Annotated in this window: 15 protein-coding genes; 7 read left to right on the top strand and 8 right to left on the bottom strand. The window is 44.5% G+C overall.

Features of this window, described 5'->3' with window-relative positions:
- Positions 1-71: 71 nt before the first annotated feature.
- From pstA to B5F77_RS06560, 5 genes are all read left to right on the top strand, one after another.
- Positions 72-893 (top strand): phosphate ABC transporter permease PstA, encoded by an 822-nt coding sequence (pstA, locus tag B5F77_RS06580; protein WP_239445755.1) that lies wholly within the window; start codon positions 72-74, stop codon positions 891-893.
- A 19-nt stretch (positions 894-912) separates the two neighbouring features.
- Positions 913-1,665: a phosphate ABC transporter ATP-binding protein PstB gene (pstB, locus tag B5F77_RS06575; RefSeq protein ID WP_087329192.1), complete on the top strand. Its 753-nt coding sequence runs from the start codon at positions 913-915 to the stop codon at positions 1,663-1,665.
- A 58-nt stretch (positions 1,666-1,723) separates the two neighbouring features.
- Positions 1,724-2,398 carry a phosphate signaling complex protein PhoU gene (phoU, locus tag B5F77_RS06570; protein ID WP_087329190.1) on the top strand — a complete coding sequence of 225 codons (675 nt, stop codon included), beginning with the start codon at positions 1,724-1,726 and terminating at the stop codon, positions 2,396-2,398.
- A 417-nt stretch (positions 2,399-2,815) separates the two neighbouring features.
- Entirely contained in the window at positions 2,816-3,295 is a 480-nt protein-coding gene (locus tag B5F77_RS06565; protein ID WP_087329187.1) for an AraC family transcriptional regulator, read from the top strand.
- Between the two features lie 32 nt (positions 3,296-3,327).
- Positions 3,328-4,995: a formate--tetrahydrofolate ligase gene (locus B5F77_RS06560; RefSeq protein ID WP_087329185.1), complete on the top strand. Its 1,668-nt coding sequence runs from the start codon at positions 3,328-3,330 to the stop codon at positions 4,993-4,995.
- Between the two features lie 589 nt (positions 4,996-5,584).
- Here the strand turns inward: B5F77_RS06560 and rho are convergent.
- The 6 genes from rho to B5F77_RS06530 form a co-directional block, all read right to left on the bottom strand.
- Complete coding sequence (rho, locus tag B5F77_RS06555; protein ID WP_087329183.1) at positions 5,585-7,519, bottom strand: transcription termination factor Rho; 1,935 nt, start codon at positions 7,517-7,519, stop codon at positions 5,585-5,587.
- 197 nt (positions 7,520-7,716) lie between these two features.
- On the bottom strand, positions 7,717-9,036 hold the full coding sequence (gene tilS / locus B5F77_RS06550) for a tRNA lysidine(34) synthetase TilS (RefSeq protein ID WP_087329181.1): 1,320 nt from the start codon (positions 9,034-9,036) through the stop codon (positions 7,717-7,719).
- A gap of 92 nt (positions 9,037-9,128) precedes the next feature.
- Positions 9,129-9,893: a C4-type zinc ribbon domain-containing protein gene (locus B5F77_RS06545; RefSeq protein WP_087329179.1), complete on the bottom strand. Its 765-nt coding sequence runs from the start codon at positions 9,891-9,893 to the stop codon at positions 9,129-9,131.
- Between the two features lies 1 nt (position 9,894).
- A complete protein-coding gene (locus B5F77_RS06540) occupies positions 9,895-10,992 on the bottom strand; it encodes a Nif3-like dinuclear metal center hexameric protein (protein ID WP_087329177.1) in 1,098 nt (365 codons plus the stop codon).
- 11 nt (positions 10,993-11,003) lie between these two features.
- The gene (aspS, locus tag B5F77_RS06535; RefSeq protein WP_087329176.1) at positions 11,004-12,758 is read right to left on the bottom strand and encodes an aspartate--tRNA ligase; all 1,755 of its coding nucleotides are present in this window, start codon (positions 12,756-12,758) and stop codon (positions 11,004-11,006) included.
- 75 nt (positions 12,759-12,833) lie between these two features.
- Complete coding sequence (locus B5F77_RS06530) at positions 12,834-13,457, bottom strand: HU family DNA-binding protein (protein WP_162607964.1); 624 nt, start codon at positions 13,455-13,457, stop codon at positions 12,834-12,836.
- 353 nt (positions 13,458-13,810) lie between these two features.
- On the opposite strand from B5F77_RS06530, the gene B5F77_RS06525 reads away from it, so the two are divergent.
- Together B5F77_RS06525 and nspC are read left to right on the top strand one after the other, a co-directional pair.
- Positions 13,811-15,001: a saccharopine dehydrogenase family protein gene (locus B5F77_RS06525; protein ID WP_087329171.1), complete on the top strand. Its 1,191-nt coding sequence runs from the start codon at positions 13,811-13,813 to the stop codon at positions 14,999-15,001.
- On the top strand, positions 14,998-16,155 hold the full coding sequence (gene nspC, locus B5F77_RS06520; RefSeq protein ID WP_087329169.1) for a carboxynorspermidine decarboxylase: 1,158 nt from the start codon (positions 14,998-15,000) through the stop codon (positions 16,153-16,155). The genes B5F77_RS06525 and nspC overlap by 4 nt, the downstream gene beginning before the upstream one ends.
- Positions 16,156-16,229: 74 nt before the next feature.
- Here nspC and B5F77_RS06515 read toward each other — a convergent pair whose 3' ends face one another.
- Together B5F77_RS06515 and B5F77_RS06510 are read right to left on the bottom strand one after the other, a co-directional pair.
- Positions 16,230-17,108, bottom strand: a complete 879-nt coding sequence (locus B5F77_RS06515) for a PepSY-like domain-containing protein (protein WP_087329167.1) — start codon at positions 17,106-17,108, stop codon at positions 16,230-16,232.
- Between the two features lie 19 nt (positions 17,109-17,127).
- Entirely contained in the window at positions 17,128-17,565 is a 438-nt protein-coding gene (locus tag B5F77_RS06510) for a PepSY-like domain-containing protein (RefSeq protein ID WP_087329226.1), read from the bottom strand.
- Positions 17,566-17,630: the final 65 nt, after the last annotated feature.

The raw sequence follows: 17,630 nt of genomic DNA, 5'->3' as shown, positions 1-17,630 counted from the left end.
ACGAGCAACTCAACAAACGCGACGAGCGTTTCATCCAATATAATAAGAAAAAACACCTCGTGCAGCATATCATGTTTGGCATCTTTCGCCTTTTCAGTTATGGGATTGCCGTGGTTCTCTTTTGTATCTTGGGCTTTATATTGATTAAAGGTTTTCATACGATAAGCTGGGAATTCATTACGGAAGCTCCGGCCGACGGAATGACGAAAGGCGGTATCTTACCGGCGATTGTCGGTACGTGCTGCTTGATGATAGGAAGTGCGATATTTGCTTTTCCAGTGGGTGTCGTCAGCGGTATCTACATGAACGAATATGCCCCCAAAGGCAAATTAGTGAATTTCATCCGGATGATGACCAATAACTTGGCAGGTATTCCTTCTATTGTGTTTGGTCTTTTCGGTATGGCTTTCTTTGTAAATTACATGGGCTTCGGGGATAGCATCATCGCTGGTTCGCTGACACTCGGCTTGTTGGCGTTGCCTATTGTCATCCGTACGACGGAAGAGGCCTTTAAGGATATCCCCAATAGTTTCCGCGAGGGAAGTCTGGCCTTGGGCGCGACTAAAGCACAAACGATTTGGAAAGTACTCCTTCCGAGCGCGATGCCGCGTGTCATCACCGGGTTGATCCTGTCGTTGGGGCGTGTATCAGGCGAGACGGCTCCTATCCTCTTCACCTGTGCGGCCTACTTCCTCCCGCAATTACCGCAAAGTATCTTCGACCAATGTATGGCGCTCCCTTACCATTTGTATGTAGTAGCTACGAGCGGCACGAACATCGAAGCGCAGCTCCCGATTGCGTATGGCACCGCATTTGTCCTTATCGTCATTGTATTAATTATGAATTTGACGGCCAATTTCATCCGTCGGTTCTTTGTCAAAAAAACTCGTTAATCATAACAACTAATCAGATATGAATAAGATTGAAGCTAAAAACGTGAACTTCTATTACGGAGATTTCCACGCCTTAAAAAATATCAGTATCGCCATCCCGGAAAAGCAAGTTGTCGCTTTCATCGGTCCGTCGGGATGTGGCAAGTCTACTTTCCTTCGTTTGTTCAATCGCATGAACGACCTCATTCCGGTGGCTCGTTTGGAGGGAAATATTCTGATAGACGGACAGGATATTTATGATAAATCGGTCGATGTAGATGTGCTCCGCAAGAACGTCGGCATGGTTTTCCAACGTCCGAATCCGTTCCCGAAGAGTATTTTCGAGAACGTGGCATACGGTCTCCGCGTGAACGGCATTAAAGATAAAACCTTTATCGAAGAGCGCGTCGAGACAGCCCTCAAGGGTGCGGCCCTTTGGAATGAAGTGAAGGATAAATTGAAAGAATCGGCTTACGCGCTTTCGGGCGGACAGCAACAGCGTCTTTGCATCGCGCGGGCCATGGCCGTTTCGCCGTCGGTCTTGCTTATGGACGAACCAGCTTCGGCGCTCGACCCTATTTCGACTTCCAAGATTGAAGAGTTAATTTGCGAGTTGAGCGAACAGACAACCATTGTCATCGTCACCCACAGCATGCAGCAGGCAGCACGCGTAAGCAACAAAACCGCTTTCTTCTACCTGGGCGAGATGGTGGAATACGACGAGACGAAGAAAATCTTTACGCATCCGGAGAAGGAAGCAACTCAAAATTACATCACCGGCCGTTTCGGATAAAGAGGAACGGCGATGTGTCCATCCACAGAAGTCAAACCTATTATTTATATTGTTCATTATGGTAAAATTTGTAGAAAACGAACTGAATACGATTAAAAAAGAAATCAACGAGATGTGGCTCCTCGTTCACGACCAGTTGGAGAACGCCTACAAGGCCGTGCTCGACATCGACGTGGAGTTGGCCGAGCGCGTTTCGACCCGCGAAAAGCGCGTGAACGCTTTCGAGCTGAAGATTGATAGCGATATCGAGGACTTTATCGCCCTTTACAATCCCGTCGCTATCGACCTCCGTTTTGCCTTGGCCATGCTCAAGATTAATAATAATTTGGAGCGCATCGGCGATTATGCCGACAGCGTGGCGCGGTTCGTGCAGCGTTGCCCCCTCACTGAAGAGGACAAGGAACTTTTCAAGCGCTTGCGCCTCCAGGAGATGAGCGACCGCGTGATGTCGATGTTCGCGCAGACGCATGAGGCGCTGACCGAACAGAACATCGGTACTGCCAAATCGGTCTTCGAACAGGATGAATTGCTCGACCAACTCAACAAAGAGGCGCTCGACATCCTGGCCGATTACGCGACCGAGCATCCGGATTCCATCAAGCTCTGCCTCGAACTGGCGGCGATTTTCCGCAAATTGGAACGTGCCGGAGATCATATCAGCAACCTGGCCGAAGAGACTGTCTTTTATATCGATGCAGAAGTTTTGAAACATACGAAATCCCTTGGGGAATAATTTCCCATTCCCACTCCTTTCTTTTTCCCACTTTTCCCACCTGTTTGTTGTGGAAAGGTGGGATTTTTTTTCGATAGATACGTAACATGAATATCTAATTTCTACCCCGAAAACAGGTATCTATGTAACAAGAAAATCTAATTTCTGGGTCTAAATTAGATATTTATGTATCACAAATATCATTATAATGGCATAAAATAGATATTTTTGATACATGAATAGCTGCAGATAGGCTCTATAATAGATATTCTTGTCACAAAGAAATCCAGTTTAGATACAGAAATTAGATTTTTTTGTTACACAAATACCGGTTTTCGGGGTCTAAATTAGATTTTTAAGTATCAAATATATCTATTTTTCGTCGGATCTTCCTCTCTTTATCCATTTTATTTCCTATCTTTGCAAAAAAGCAAGGATATGGAACGCATTAGATTCAAACGAATAAACGTAACGGACGTGTACATGACGATTTTGACCGAACAAGTCGTCACGAACGAAGCGGGCTGGAGCGCCATGCAGCCAGTCGACCGGAATTTGAAGCCGACGGGGTCGCTTGTGTTCGACGCTGTCGCACGCGCATGGGCTTCGGACTGTACCCTTTCGCCTGCCGAATTGGCAGAAGCCATGGGGCTCAAGATTCGGACATTGTGCGATTTGTTTCAAGTATTTACAGGGCTAACCACACAAGAGTTCCATCTGCGATACCGTTTAAGGCGGCTGGGCGAATGGCTGAAATATACCGATGAACCCCTGAAAGCGATTGCCCAACATTGTGGTTTTGCATCGGTCACGGCCATGGGACGGCATTTTAAACTGCAAACCCAGATGACTTTGGTGCAATACCGGCGAAAATTCCGCCCGGCGAACTTCCGCGACCTGTATCGGTGGCAAGCATAGTATCTACATAATCATTAAACAGTAAATTATTTATGAAAACAGACATCGAAATTGCAAGAGAAACGAAGTTGATGAAGATTAAAGACGTGGCAGAACAGTCGGGGATGCCGCGCGAAGAGATTCACCACTACGGCAGCTATATTGCCAAGGTCCCGCTTCATTTGATAGACGAAGCGGAGATGGCCCGGCACAACCTGATTCTGGTGACAGCCATCACGCCCAACAAGGCGGGGGTCGGAAAGACAACCGTTTCCATCGGATTGGCCTTGGGGCTGAACCGCATCGGAAAGAGGGCGATTGTGGCCCTTCGCGAACCCTCGCTCGGTCCTTGCTTTGGCATGAAAGGAGGCGCAGCAGGCGGTGGATACGCACAAGTGCTCCCCATGGAAAACATCAACCTCCATTTTACGGGCGATTTCCACGCCGTGACATCGGCGCACAACATGATTACGGCCCTGCTCGACAACTATCTGTATCAGAACCGCAACTCGTGCGTAGGGCTGAAGGAGATTAAGTGGAAGCGCGTGCTCGACGTGAACGACCGCAGCCTGCGTGACATTGTGACAGGACTGGGTGGCAGTGCGAATGGCATTCCGACAGAGACGGGATTCGACATCACTCCTGCCTCGGAAATCATGGCCATCCTCTGCCTGGCGACCGATTTGGAAGACCTGAAGCGGCGCGTGGGGAATATCCTCTTGGGTTATACTTACGACAATAAACCCTTTACGGTAAGAGACCTCGGCGTGGCAGGTGCTATCACCGTCTTGCTGAAGGATGCCCTTTTGCCCAATCTCGTACAGACAACAGAACATACGGCGGCATTTGTGCATGGAGGTCCATTTGCCAACATTGCCCACGGATGTAATTCTGTCCTGGCGACGAAAATGGCACTGACCTACGGAGATTATGCCATCACGGAAGCCGGATTCGGAGCCGACCTGGGAGCGGAGAAATTCTTCAACATCAAATGCCGGAAAACGGGCTTGCAACCGAAATTGACAGTGATTGTGGCCACGGCGCAGAGCCTGAAGCTGCATGGCGGCGTCCCGGAAGCGGCTATCAAGGAACCGAACTTGGAAGGGTTGAAGCGTGGACTGGCCAACTTAGACAAGCACGTGGAGAATATGCGTAAGTTCGGACAGGAAGTCATCGTTACCTTCAATCGTTTCGCAACCGATACAGACGAGGAAATCGCGCTCGTAGCGGAGCATTGCCGCGCATTAGGCGTAGGATTCGCTCCGAATACGGTCTTTGCGGAAGGCGGAAAAGGTGCCGAAGAATTGGCTCAGTTGGTAGTCGATACCATCGCGCAACATCCATCTGCCCCGTTGCGATTCACTTATGAAGATGCCGATAGCGTGCGCGAAAAGATAGCCAAAGTCACCCACGAAATTTACGGCGCAGGCGCAGTAACTTATACCACGTTGGCCGAGAAGAAACTCAAGCAAATCGAAGAGTTAGGCATCGCACACTACCCTATTTGCATTGCTAAGACACAATACTCATTCTCGTCCGACCCGAAAGCGTATGGTGTAGCAAAAGATTTCGAACTGAAGGTACGCGATATCGTCATCAACAACGGCGCGGAGATGTTGGTGGTCATCATGGGCGAAATCATGCGTATGCCTGGCCTGCCGAAAGAACCGCAAGCCCGCCATATCGACCTGGTCAACGGCTTGGTGGAAGGATTGAGCTGATGTAAAGAGGTGTGTCAAAAAGAATAAAACACAGAGACGCGGAGTTTCCTTATTTTATTGGTTTTCAGAAATAAATCCGCAGTGTCTCCGTGCCTCTGTGTTCAAAAATCCTTATTATGGCACGCCTTCATTTTCTTAGGAATTAGGCCAGAAATTTTTGTTGCCACGCCGCTGGGAACGTTGCAAACACGTTTGTAAACCCGCCAGCGTGGCTGGGAACGTTGCAAACACGTTTGTAAGCTCGCCAGCGTGGCTGGGAACGTTGCAAACACGTTTGTAAACCCGCCAGCGTGGCTGGGAACGTTGCAAACACGTTTGTAAGCTCGCCAGCGCGGCTGGGAACGTTGCAAACGCGTTTGTAAACCCGCCAGCGCGGCTGGGAACGCTGCAAACACGTTTGTAAAGGCGTTTTTCTGCCGTTCATGGGGAAATAAATGGAAAGTAATTGGTAACTTTTTGCCGTTTGTAGGAACACAAAGACGCGGAGTCACGGAGTTTTTATTTGATGGGTTTCAAAATAAATGCTCCGGTGTCTCCGCGTCTTCGCGTTTTTATTCCTTTCGGCACGCTATGGTTAAAACCTTATCGCTTATCCATTCATGGACGCAAGGAACTCCATATTGTCGACCGTTTGTTCCAAACGTTGCTTTACAAATTCCATAGCTTCTACGGAATTCATATCCGAAAGATATTTGCGAAGAATCCACATACGGTTGCGCGTAGCTTCGTCTTGCAACAAATCATCTCGGCGTGTGCTGGATGCCATAATATCTACTGCCGGATAGATACGTTTATTGGAGAGCTTACGATCCAATTGCAATTCCATATTTCCAGTACCTTTGAACTCTTCGAAGATAACATCGTCCATCTTGGAGCCCGTTTCGGTCAATGCTGTTGCCAAGATAGTCAAACTACCACCCCGCTCGATATTACGGGCTGCTCCGAAGAACCGCTTTGGTTTCTGGAGTGCATTCGCATCAACACCTCCCGACAAGACTTTTCCTGATGCCGGTTGTACCGTATTATATGCACGAGCCAAACGCGTAATAGAATCCAAAAGGATGACCACATCATGACCGCACTCGACCATGCGTTTTGCCTTATTCAATACAATCTCAGCAATCTTTACATGGCGTTCAGCCGGTTCGTCAAAGGTCGAAGCGATAACTTCTGCATCTACGCTACGCGCCATATCGGTTACTTCCTCCGGTCGTTCATCAATCAAAAGAATAATCATATAGACTTCCGGATGGTTGGCGGCAATCGCATTGGCAATATCCTTCAAAAGTACTGTTTTACCTGTTTTCGGAGGAGCTACAATCAAACCACGCTGGCCTTTTCCAATCGGAGAGAACAAATCAACCACTCGCACAGCAATCGGGTCGAAAATTTTCGGAGAACGACGTGCGGTAAGCATGAATTTCTCATCCGGGAAAAGCGGTGTCAAATGGTCGAACGGCACGCGGTCACGTACCTCTTCCGGAGTACGCCCATTGATTCGATCTACTTTTACCAACGGGAAATATTTTTCTCCCTCTTTCGGCGGACGAATTGCACCTTCAACGACATCGCCCGTCTTCAAACCAAACAACTTAATTTGCGATTGTGAAACGTAAATATCGTCGGGGGAAGTGAGGTAATTGTAGTCCGACGAACGCAGGAAGCCATATCCGTCCTGCATGATTTCCAACACGCCTACACCTTCCAAGATACCGTCAAACTCGTACACTTTTTCTTGCGGGGCGGCATTGTTGTTTGTATTGTTATTCCGATTATTCTTATTGTTTCGGTTGTTATTCTGAGCTGCATTGTCTGCGGCGACTTGTTCATTGGCATTATTGACCGCAGGTTGTGTTTGCTTATTCTCTTTTTCCTTTTTGGGAGTAGATGTAGTAAATGGAAGTACTTGTTCTAATACCGACTTTGTATCGCGATGACGGAAAACCAAACGCTTCGGTTCGTTGCTTTCCGTAGCCGTCGGTTGAGGAGCAGGTTCCGGAGTTTCAACTTTTATTGGTTCTTTTACCATTTCCTCTTCTGTCTGATCATCGGTTTCCATTACCATAGGAGGTAAAAGCGGCTGAATTTCTGGAGATTGGATTGGTTGTGGAAGTGTCTCTTCAGGAGTGACAGGTGCTTGAGGCGTTGTACCTGAAAGGTAAGTAACCTTTTCCTTGTGAGGACGTCCTCTTTTTTTCTTTTCCGTTTTTACTTCCGGTTGAGCTTCTTCTGAATCAGATGCTTCAACAAGTCCTGCTGTTTCATCTACAGGTTCGACCGTTGTCTTTTCAGCTGTTTTCACAGACTTCTTAGCTCTTGTCTTCTTAGCCTCTTTTTTAGCTTCCTTCTCCTTTTCTTTTTCCACTTGGATACCTGCAAAAGAAATGGCTTGTTCGTCAAGAATCTTATAGACCAGTTCTTCTTTTTTCATTGAACGAACTTTCTTGATTCCCAACTCTTCTGCTATGCTTTGAAGCTCGGAAAGAAGCTTCTCATTTAATTCAAGAATGTTGTATTTCTGCATATTGCAACTTTATAAATATTCATTATACCTCACTGCTAATCCCTTACAAAATGGGCACAGGAATATATAATCTCTAAATCTAATACTGAATGTTTTTGTGTTAACCGAATATTGTTTCACTAACATGAAGTGTTAGTAACACACTTGCGGAGTAAATCGATGCAAAGGTAACAATTTTCTTTAGAACTAAAAGTATTTTAATCGTTTTTTTTTACTATAAAAATGCGTTTTGTCTCTTTGCTAATTCGATAACGATTGTCTGAACGTTCACCTACTAACCAAATAATATTTTCTCCACTACACAATACCCAAGCTTCTTCTTTTTGTTTTATAGTATATTTATGGTCTGAGAAATAATCACTTAATTTCTTTCTTCCCTTCATGCCAAAGGGAATAAACCAATCCGATTTTCGCCAACGTCGTAAGGACAAATGTGTATCTAACAAATCATAATCAAAATAGGCATACGCCTTCGAAGGATTTAACTGAAAATGCGTATCATTCATTACTATTTGTTGACATAAGTTGATAGGTAATTGGCCGCTTTCCTGTCCTTTCTCCCAAGAATAACAAATATCCGGGCATATTTCTTCTCGCTTATAAAGAAGTAATTCCTCTCTATCTTTAATCAAACGGTAAGAGGGGGAATAAAACTCTTTACCAGATTCACCTTCTAATGCATCATAGACAGATGAAGCCATTGAACGAGAAAAACCATAAGGGCGAAGTAATTCAAATATAACTGTTTTTGGGGCAGAATATCGTTGTAATTGGGGAATAGATAGTCTATATCCATCTTTCCAAAGCGAAGTTTTGGCTTCTTCTATAGCGGAAAGGTAAATAGATTCTACTTCTGAAAGGTGCGTAGCTGTCCGCGATAAAGTTTTGCGCACGGAAGGAAAACGAGTTTCAAGCAAAGGAAGTACTTGTAAACGTATGAAGTTACGTGTATATTCATCCGACAAATTCGTACTATCTATTATGTATGGAATAGATTCTTTTTCCAACCAAGCGACGATTTTTTCGTGTGAAACATCCAAAAGAGGACGTACAATAAATCCATTCTTAGGACGAATACCTGTTAGTCCACGGATTCCACTTCCTCGTATCAAATTGATAAAAAACGTTTCGATGCTATCATCTTGATGATGTGCTACAGCTATAGCTTGAGCACCTAAACGAATTCGCATTTGTTCGAACCAATCATAACGAAGCTGGCGAGCAGCCATTTCGATAGAAAGATGATGTGCTTTTGCAAATGCGTATGTATCAAAATGGGCGGAATAAAATGGTATTTTTTCTTTTTTTGCAAAAGATTGGGCGAATTGCTCATCTCGGTTCGATTCATCTCCGCGCAAATGAAAATTACAGTGTAAAGCTATACACGGATATCCCAAACGAGATAAAATAGCCAACAATGCAACCGAATCGGCTCCTCCGCTCAATCCTACCAATACGGATTTATCCTTTTCCAACAAATGATGTTTTTCAATATAAAGATGAACCGAATCTAACATATCCAACTTTTAAGAAATACAAAAACACGAAGTTTAGTAATATACTAAAACTCCGTGCTTTTAATCACAACAGATATTTTATGTCCAAATCATCATTCTTCTACACCCGCTAATTCCGGATCAATCATGATGCGACCACAATACTCACATACGATAATTTTCTTGTGCATTTTAATATCCAATTGTTTCTGAGGTGGAATTTTGTTGAAACAACCTCCACAAGCATCACGTTGGATATATACGACAGCTAATCCATTGCGTGCCCCTTTGCGGATACGCTTGAATGCAGCTAACAAACGAGGTTCGATTTGAGCTTCCAACTTTTTAGCTTTTTCTCTCAATTCTTCCTCATTTTGTTTAGTCTCGGTCACGATTTGATCCAATTCTTCTTTCTTTTGAACTAAATCAGCTTTACGACCTTCCAAATCCTCTTTTAATTTTACAATTTCATCCTTCTTTTTTGCAATAGCTTCTGTAAATTCACGTATTTTCTTTTCCGCGAATTCTACTTCCAAGCCTTGGAATTCAATTTCTTTTGACAAATTATCAAACTCGCGGTTGTTTCGTACGTTATCTAACTGTACTTTGTACTTTTCAATCAAGCCATTTGAGTCTGTAATTTTATGCTTTTGTTCGTTTACCGACACCTCAAAATTCTTTATATCCGTTTGGTAATTCTGTAAACGAGTTTCTAATCCGGCAATTTCATCTTCCAAATCTTGCACTTCCAAAGGCAATTCTCCTCGAAGTGTTCTGATCTTATCGATTTCAGTCATAATCTTCTGAAGCTGATACAACGAAGAGAGTTTTTCTTCTACCGTATATTCTTTTTCAGTTGATTTTTTTTCTGTAGCCATTCTATAAATATTTTACTGGGTTTGAATTAACATTCGACAAATGTAAGGCAAAGGTAGGAAATTTTTTCGAGATTATCGAATAAAAAATATCTTTTGTGCATACTTCCGATTCATAATGCCCTATTGTGGCCAATAAAATGCGGTCTTCCACATCATAAAAGTCATTGTATTTAGCTTCGCCGGTAATGAAAATATCCGCACCGTAATTAATTGCATCATTGATTAAGAAAGCGCCACTTCCTCCGCATAAAGCCACTTCTCGGATAGGGCGTCCTGTCAATGGAGAATGCTTTATACATCCAACTTGAAATAATTCTTTGATGCGTTGTAAGAAAAACATTTCGTCTTCTTCTTCTGGAAGCTCTCCCACTACACCTGAACCGACTTTTTCCCACCTATTTTCCAATAAATAAAAATCGAATACAGGCTCTTCGTATGGATGAACTGATAAAAGAGCTTGCATGACCACTGCTTTTCGAAAAGCAGGTAGTATGGTTTCAATGCGAGTTTCTTTTTCTGTATGCAACTCTCCTATTTCACCACAAAATGGATGGCAACCTTCATTCGCCCGAAAAGTTCCTTCACCTTGCAAATTGAAACTAGATGCATCATAATTGCCTATACGGCCAGCTCCTGCATTGAATAGCGTAGTTCTTACTAAATCCGCATACGATTCAGGTACAAAAGTAACTAATTTCAATAAAGCTTGCTTTTGTGGGCTTAACACACGAACGTTTTGGAGACCTATCAATTCAGCTAATTTGAAATTGACACCTCCATCGGCATTATCCAAATTCGTATGAGCTGCATAAATGACTAAATCGTATTTACATGCCTTCATCAAGCAGCGTTCGATGTAGTTCTTTCCAGTCAATGACTTAAAAGGATGGAAAGCTAACGGATGGTGCGAGATAATCAGATTACAACCTAATTCCAATGCTTCATCGACGACCTCTTCCGTTACGTCCAAGCAAAGTAAAGCACCATGGGCGGGTTGGTTTACGTCGCCCACTTGTACTCCTGCATTATCGAATCCCTCTTGCAAAGGCAACGGAGCATACTCTTCAATTTCCTTCAGTATATCTTTTACCTTTAGCACGTCGATTGTATTTATTTCAATTCAACTTTCAAATGCAACTCTTCTAATTGGGTATCGTCCAATACACCAGGTGCATCCAACATAACATCCCGTCCGGAATTGTTCTTAGGGAAAGCAATACAATCGCGAATAGAGTCTAATCCCGCAAACAGAGAAACCCAACGATCTAAGCCATAGGCCAAACCTCCGTGAGGTGGTGCACCATATTTAAAGGCATTCATCAAGAAACCAAATTGCTCTTGTGCTCGTTCTTCGGTAAATCCTAAGAGTTTGAACATTTTGTCTTGCAATTGACTATCATGGATACGGATAGACCCACCTCCTACTTCTACGCCATTGATAACCATATCGTATGCGTTGGCACGAACGGCACCCGGATCGGTATCCAGCAAAGGAATATCTTCCGGATTCGGTGAAGTAAACGGATGGTGCATTGCATAGTAACGCTGGTCTTCTTCACTCCATTCAAAGAGCGGGAAATCAATAACCCAAAGGCAAGCGAATTGATCCTTGTCTCGTAACCCCAATTGGTCGGCTACATGCAAACGAAGTTCAGAAAGCTGCTTGCGCGTCTTCATTGCATCGTCTCCTGAAAGAATTAAAATCAAATCGCCCGGTTTTGCGCCGAATGCCTCTTTCATCTGCTGGAGCACCTCTTGCGTATAAAATTTATCTACGCTCGATTTTACATTTCCATCAGACTCAACGCGGGCATATACCATGCCTTTTGCTCCGATTTGCGGACGCTTTACAAATTCAGTTAATGCATCTAATTGCTTGCGTGTATAAGTTGCTGCACCTTCCGCACAGATACCTCCTATATATTTTGCATTATCGAATACGGAGAAACCATGTCCTTGCATAATGTCCATTAATTCGACAAACTTCATGCCAAAGCGCAAATCCGGCTTATCGCTTCCGTAATACTTCATTGCGTCTTGCCATGTCATCCGGAGGAAAGGTTCCTTGAAGTCGATGCCACGAATTACTTTAAATAAATGTTTCGCCATGCCTTCAAACAGTTGGAGTACATCTTCCTGTTCTACGAAACTCATCTCGCAATCTATTTGAGTGAACTCCGGTTGGCGGTCGGCGCGAAGGTCTTCGTCACGGAAACATTTTACGATTTGGAAATAACGGTCGAAACCGGATACCATCAATAATTGCTTTAATGTTTGAGGTGATTGCGGTAAGGCATAGAATTGTCCCGGGTTCATACGTGAAGGAACAACAAAGTCACGTGCTCCTTCAGGAGTTGAATTAACCAATACGGGTGTCTCTACCTCCAAGAAGCCTTGTTTATCCAAGTAATTGCGAACCTCGAACGCCATCCGATGGCGAAGCTCCAGATTCTTACGGACACACGTACGACGTAAGTCCAAATAACGGTATTTCATACGCAAATCATCACCTCCGTCCGTATCATCTTCTATGGTAAAAGGCGGTGTTACGGCGGTATTTAATACATTCAGCTTGGATACTTCCAGCTCAATGTCGCCTGTGGCAAGGTTCGGATTCTTATTCGAACGCTCGCGTACAGTTCCTGTTACTTGGATGACATATTCACGTCCTAATTTATTAGCCTGCTCGCACAAAGAGGCATCCAGTTCTTGGTTAAATACCAATTGGGTAATGCCGTAGCGATCACGTAAATCTACAAACGTCATTCCCCCCATTTTACGAGTTCTTTGCACCCAGCCGGCCAGTGTTACGACTAACCCTTCGTCTGCTAAATGCAAATCTCCACATGTTCTTGTTCTATACATGGTTGTTTTCTATTTAATCTAATTTGTCTCGCAAAGGTACGAAATATCCTTGGAATAAGCGAATAAAATCCGCATTTAGCCATTCTTCTTGATATATACGCGATGTGAACCACGCCCGGCTACGGTAATGCCGCTATCGGTTTGCTCTTTCCAACGCCGAAGTTCTACACAAGCCGTACTCCGTCCTAAGCCTGTCAATTGGCAATAATCCGATACGGTCATAAACGGATGCTCTTCCAAGAAAGCTTGTGCCTTCGCCAAACGTTCTTCAGCCGATAGGTGTACCGACGAATAGTCCGGTTTGTCTTGCGCACGCTCCAGTGTACAAGCACTTTCCGTCTTGCGGATCAATTCCGTATCCGCTCGGAAGTTTACCCCTTTTATCCGCACACTTCGTGCGTTTCGCCGGGCTAAATCCACTTCGTCTTCCTCCTTTCCTTTCGCCAATCCAAGCGAAGGCGAGAAGACTCCAATACCGTCCAGCTTCACCGAGCGGCCGTTTCCCATCTCTTGAGCCAGGAAGCGGGACATCATTTCCAATATCCCTTTCACTTCTCCCGTGGTGAACGAGCTGGCTTCGCTAATGAACTCCGCCATGTGCTCGGTGGTACTTTTCCCTTCCAGCATCATGCGCGGGTAGACGATCGGTTTGCCATTTTCGTTCAAATCATTGGTTTGATACATGACATATTTCGCCATATTTGTTTCCTCCTTACTAAATAAATTGTCTTTACACCGGACAAAGTTACAAAATAAACGAGACATTCTTTACGTATCGTCGATATTTTTGTATCTTCAAGCTAAAGATATATAAATATCGACGATATGTGTACAAATATCGACGATGTTTACAAAAAGAATAAGCAACAAAGGAACTATTTACAAGGGACTTTAAAAGAATTATTCGGCAGAAAAGAAGAAAAAGTAAACCTATCGTAATGCCAGATTCAAGAAAAAATCGTAATTTCACCCCGGTTTTCAGAAAGAAGGCCTACTGAGTCCGCAGGGTCCTCATTTTGTACCCTGTATTTATTTCAAACTAATAATTTATAATGTCAAAAGTTTTAATTATTGGTGCCGGTGGTGTTGGTACCGTTGTGGCACATAAAGTCGCAAAGAATCCTGTATTTACCGAGATTATGTTGGCAAGCCGCACGAAGTCGAAGTGCGACCAAATCGCGGCGGCTATAGGCGGAAACCGCATCCAAACGGCTCAGGTAGATGCAGACCATGTAGATGAATTGGTAGCGTTGATGCGCTCGTTCCAGCCGGAAATCGTGATTAACGTGGCGTTGCCCTATCAAGATTTGACCATTATGGATGCTTGCCTTGAATGTGGCGTGAATTATCTGGACACGGCAAATTACGAACCCAAAGACGAAGCTCACTTCGAATACAGTTGGCAATGGGCTTATCACGATCGTTTCAAAGAGAAGGGATTGACGGCTATCTTGGGTTGTGGATTTGACCCGGGCGTATCGGCTATTTTTACGGCATATGCGGCTAAGCATCACTTTGATGAGATTCAGTATCTCGATATCGTGGATTGCAATGCGGGGAATCATGGTATGGCTTTCGCTACGAATTTCAATCCCGAAATCAATATCCGCGAGATTACCCAAAACGGACGTTATTATGAAAACGGAGCTTGGCATAAGACCGGTCCACTGGAAATACATAAAATGTTGACGTATCCGAATATCGGCGAACGGGATTCGTATCTGCTTTATCACGAGGAACTGGAATCGTTGGTAAAGAACTTCCCGACGTTGAAACGTGCCCGTTTCTGGATGACGTTCGGACAAGAATACCTGACGCACTTGCGCGTGATTCAAAACATCGGTATGGCGCGCATCGACGAAGTGGAATATAACGGTGTGAAGATTGTTCCGCTCCAATTCCTGAAGGCTGTCCTGCCCGATCCGAAGTCGCTCGGTGCGAATTATCATGGCGAGACCTCTATTGGATGCCGCATCCGGGGTATCAAAGACGGGAAAGAACATACCTATTATATATATAATAATTGCGACCACGAGAAGGCGTTCCAAGAAACAGGCACGCAAGCGGTCAGCTATACGACCGGTGTACCGGCAGCTTTGGGTGCGGCTATGTTTGCCCGTGGACTTTGGAAAGGAGCCGGCGTCTATAATGTCGAACAATTCGACCCAGATCCTTTCTTGGCTGAATTAGGCGAACAGGGATTGCCTTGGGTAGAGAAGTTTGATATCGACTTGGAAGTATGATAGACAAGGAAACGGTGTTGAACAACTGGGATTTCTCCTCGATTCCCTCGCCTTGCTACGTGTTGCATACGGATTTGTTGGAAGCCAATATGGAAGTCATCGACAAGGTGCGCCACGCTACGCAAGCGGAGATTATCGTTGCACTGAAAGCTAATGCGATGTGGAGTATCTTCCCAGTGCTTAAAAGACATTCCGACGGGGCAACCGCCAGTTCGCTGGCGGAAGCTCGTCTCGTTTACGAAGAGTATGGCGAGAAAACGCATACTTACGCTCCGGTATATATGCCGGAAGAGATAGACGAGATATTAAGTTATAGCAGCCACATCACTTTCAATTCGTTGACGCAATATGCACGTTATGCGGAGAAGGCGCACCGGGCAGGCGTTTCGTGTGGACTTCGGGTGAATCCGGAATATTCAACGGTCGAGACGGATTTATATAATCCTTGCGACCGGGGTTCGCGCCTCGGTATTCTTTCGGAAGACTTGAAGGAATTGCCGGAAGGTATTGATGGATTGCATTTCCATGCGTTATGCGAATCTCGTCCGAATGATTTGCGGGAAACTTTAGAGGCAGTGGAAAAACGTTTTGGACGTTTCTTCTCCCAAATCAAATGGTTGAATATGGGAGGCGGACATCTTATGACACATAAAGATTACGACGAAGAGGAATTGATACGTATCTTGAATGAGTTCCAGGCACGCTATCCGCATCTCCGTTTAATCCTGGAACCGGGGAGCGCGTTCACATGGGATACGGGATGCTTGGTCTCGACGGTGGAAGACAAGGTATGCAATGGAGGCGTGAATACTCTGATGCTCAATGTCTCTTTTGCTTGTCATATGCCTGATTGCCTCGAAATGCCCTATAAACCTGTGATTCTTGGAGCGCATGAACCTCGCAAAGGAGAAAAGCGTTGGCGCATGGGAGGAAATAGTTGCTTAGCCGGTGATTATTACGGCGATTGGGCGTTTGATAAGGAACCGGAAGTAGGCGATAAGGTGATTTTCCGCGACATGATTCACTATACGATGGTGAAAACAACTATGTTTAACGGAGTCACCCATCCCTCTATCGGCATTTACGACCCACAAACCGGATTCCGTTTAGTTCGCCAGTTTGGCTACGAAGATTTCCGGAATCGAATGTCATAAGCCTAAAAAGGCATTCCGGTCATCAAAAAGTTCCCTTTGGAAAAAGGAATCTTTTCGATGGCCGGAATTTTTATTTAAGGATATGTTACCAAATTCCCTTCTGTATCTAAGAAGAAGGTCTGTTCGCTGGCTCCTTGTTCTACTTCCAATTTGTAGAGATTTCCCGAAGGAGTTTCGTAATAATCCGCATCGTCGATACGATAACCTGCAAAATGGGTATTTACATACGCGGTAATGGATTCAGGCAGGTCTTGGACGCGTACATCCCATGAAGTCTGTAGCCAATTTCCATTCGTATCAAACCGTACTTCTTTCCCGATATGATTATGCAAGATATCTACTTCTATTTGTCCCTGTTCACGATCCGTCTCGATAATCCAGGCATCAGGATACATTTCTTGGATTTGTTCCTCAATGCTATTCGGCGTTTGGTCTGGAAGATAGGGATTATTACCTGAATCCTGATTGTTACCAGATTCGTTTTCTCCTGTATTCCCATTGTTCTCATGTCCGTTGACTAATATACCTTCTGCTGTATAGGTAAGACGGTAATCCTGTTCGCCCATTTCGATTTCCAGCACGTAAATTGTCGGGGTGTCGGGTCGTTCGATACGGTCGATATCATCCAATACCCATCCGTCGTAACCACTTTGTCCGAAGGCATCTATTACGGCTTGTGGCAAAGCCTGCCGGTTGAGATCCGTTTCAGTCATGACCCAGCCGTTATCATCAAACCAAGCTTCGGCTTCGAATCCATCCAAAACAAACTCAGCTACCGAATAACCGTTTTTCCGTTCCCATTCATGCACATTTACACCGGGATATTTTACTTCGAAGGCATTGCGTGCGGCATCTGGCATATTCGAGGCATTATTATCGTCGTCGCATCCTGTCAGCCCCATACTTCCCATCAGGCATAAGCCTAAAGCTATAACTTTCCAATTTCGATTCATCGTTCGCTCCTTTCTTTTATTAGTTGTCCATGTCGATTAATTGATATTGTTTGTCGAAGGTTAGTTCCCAGCCATTCGAGAGCTTCACTTCGTAATCATTACGGTCTCGTTCGAACTTAAGTACCTTGCTGTCCGGATAGTTTTCCGTTACGAACTTCTTTACAGGTTCAGGAACCAATTTGTCTGGTACTTGCGTGTATTTGCATTGAACTTCGGTCCATTCACCTGAACGGTCAAACTCTACTTTGTCTCCGTTAGCAAAAATCACATCGTAATTTTTACCAAAGAAATCGGACTCCATTTTGGCAAGTGCAATCTTTTTGTCGCCAAAATATTGTTTGATGAATTGCTGTGCCGTAGCAGGCAATTGCGAAAATTGAATGGGTTTGTCGTCGTCGGCGAATGCAGCTGTTTGAACCAAACCTAATAATGCGATTGATAATGCTAATTTTTTCATGATAAAACCTCCTTTTATTTTATTATTGTTCATTTTTATACTGCAAAGGTGCGACCCCTTTCTGA

It is taken from the genome of Parabacteroides sp. An277 (assembly GCF_002159645.1).
GTDB lineage: Bacteria > Bacteroidota > Bacteroidia > Bacteroidales > Tannerellaceae > Parabacteroides.
This window is presented reverse-complemented; position numbering and strand designations above follow the sequence as displayed.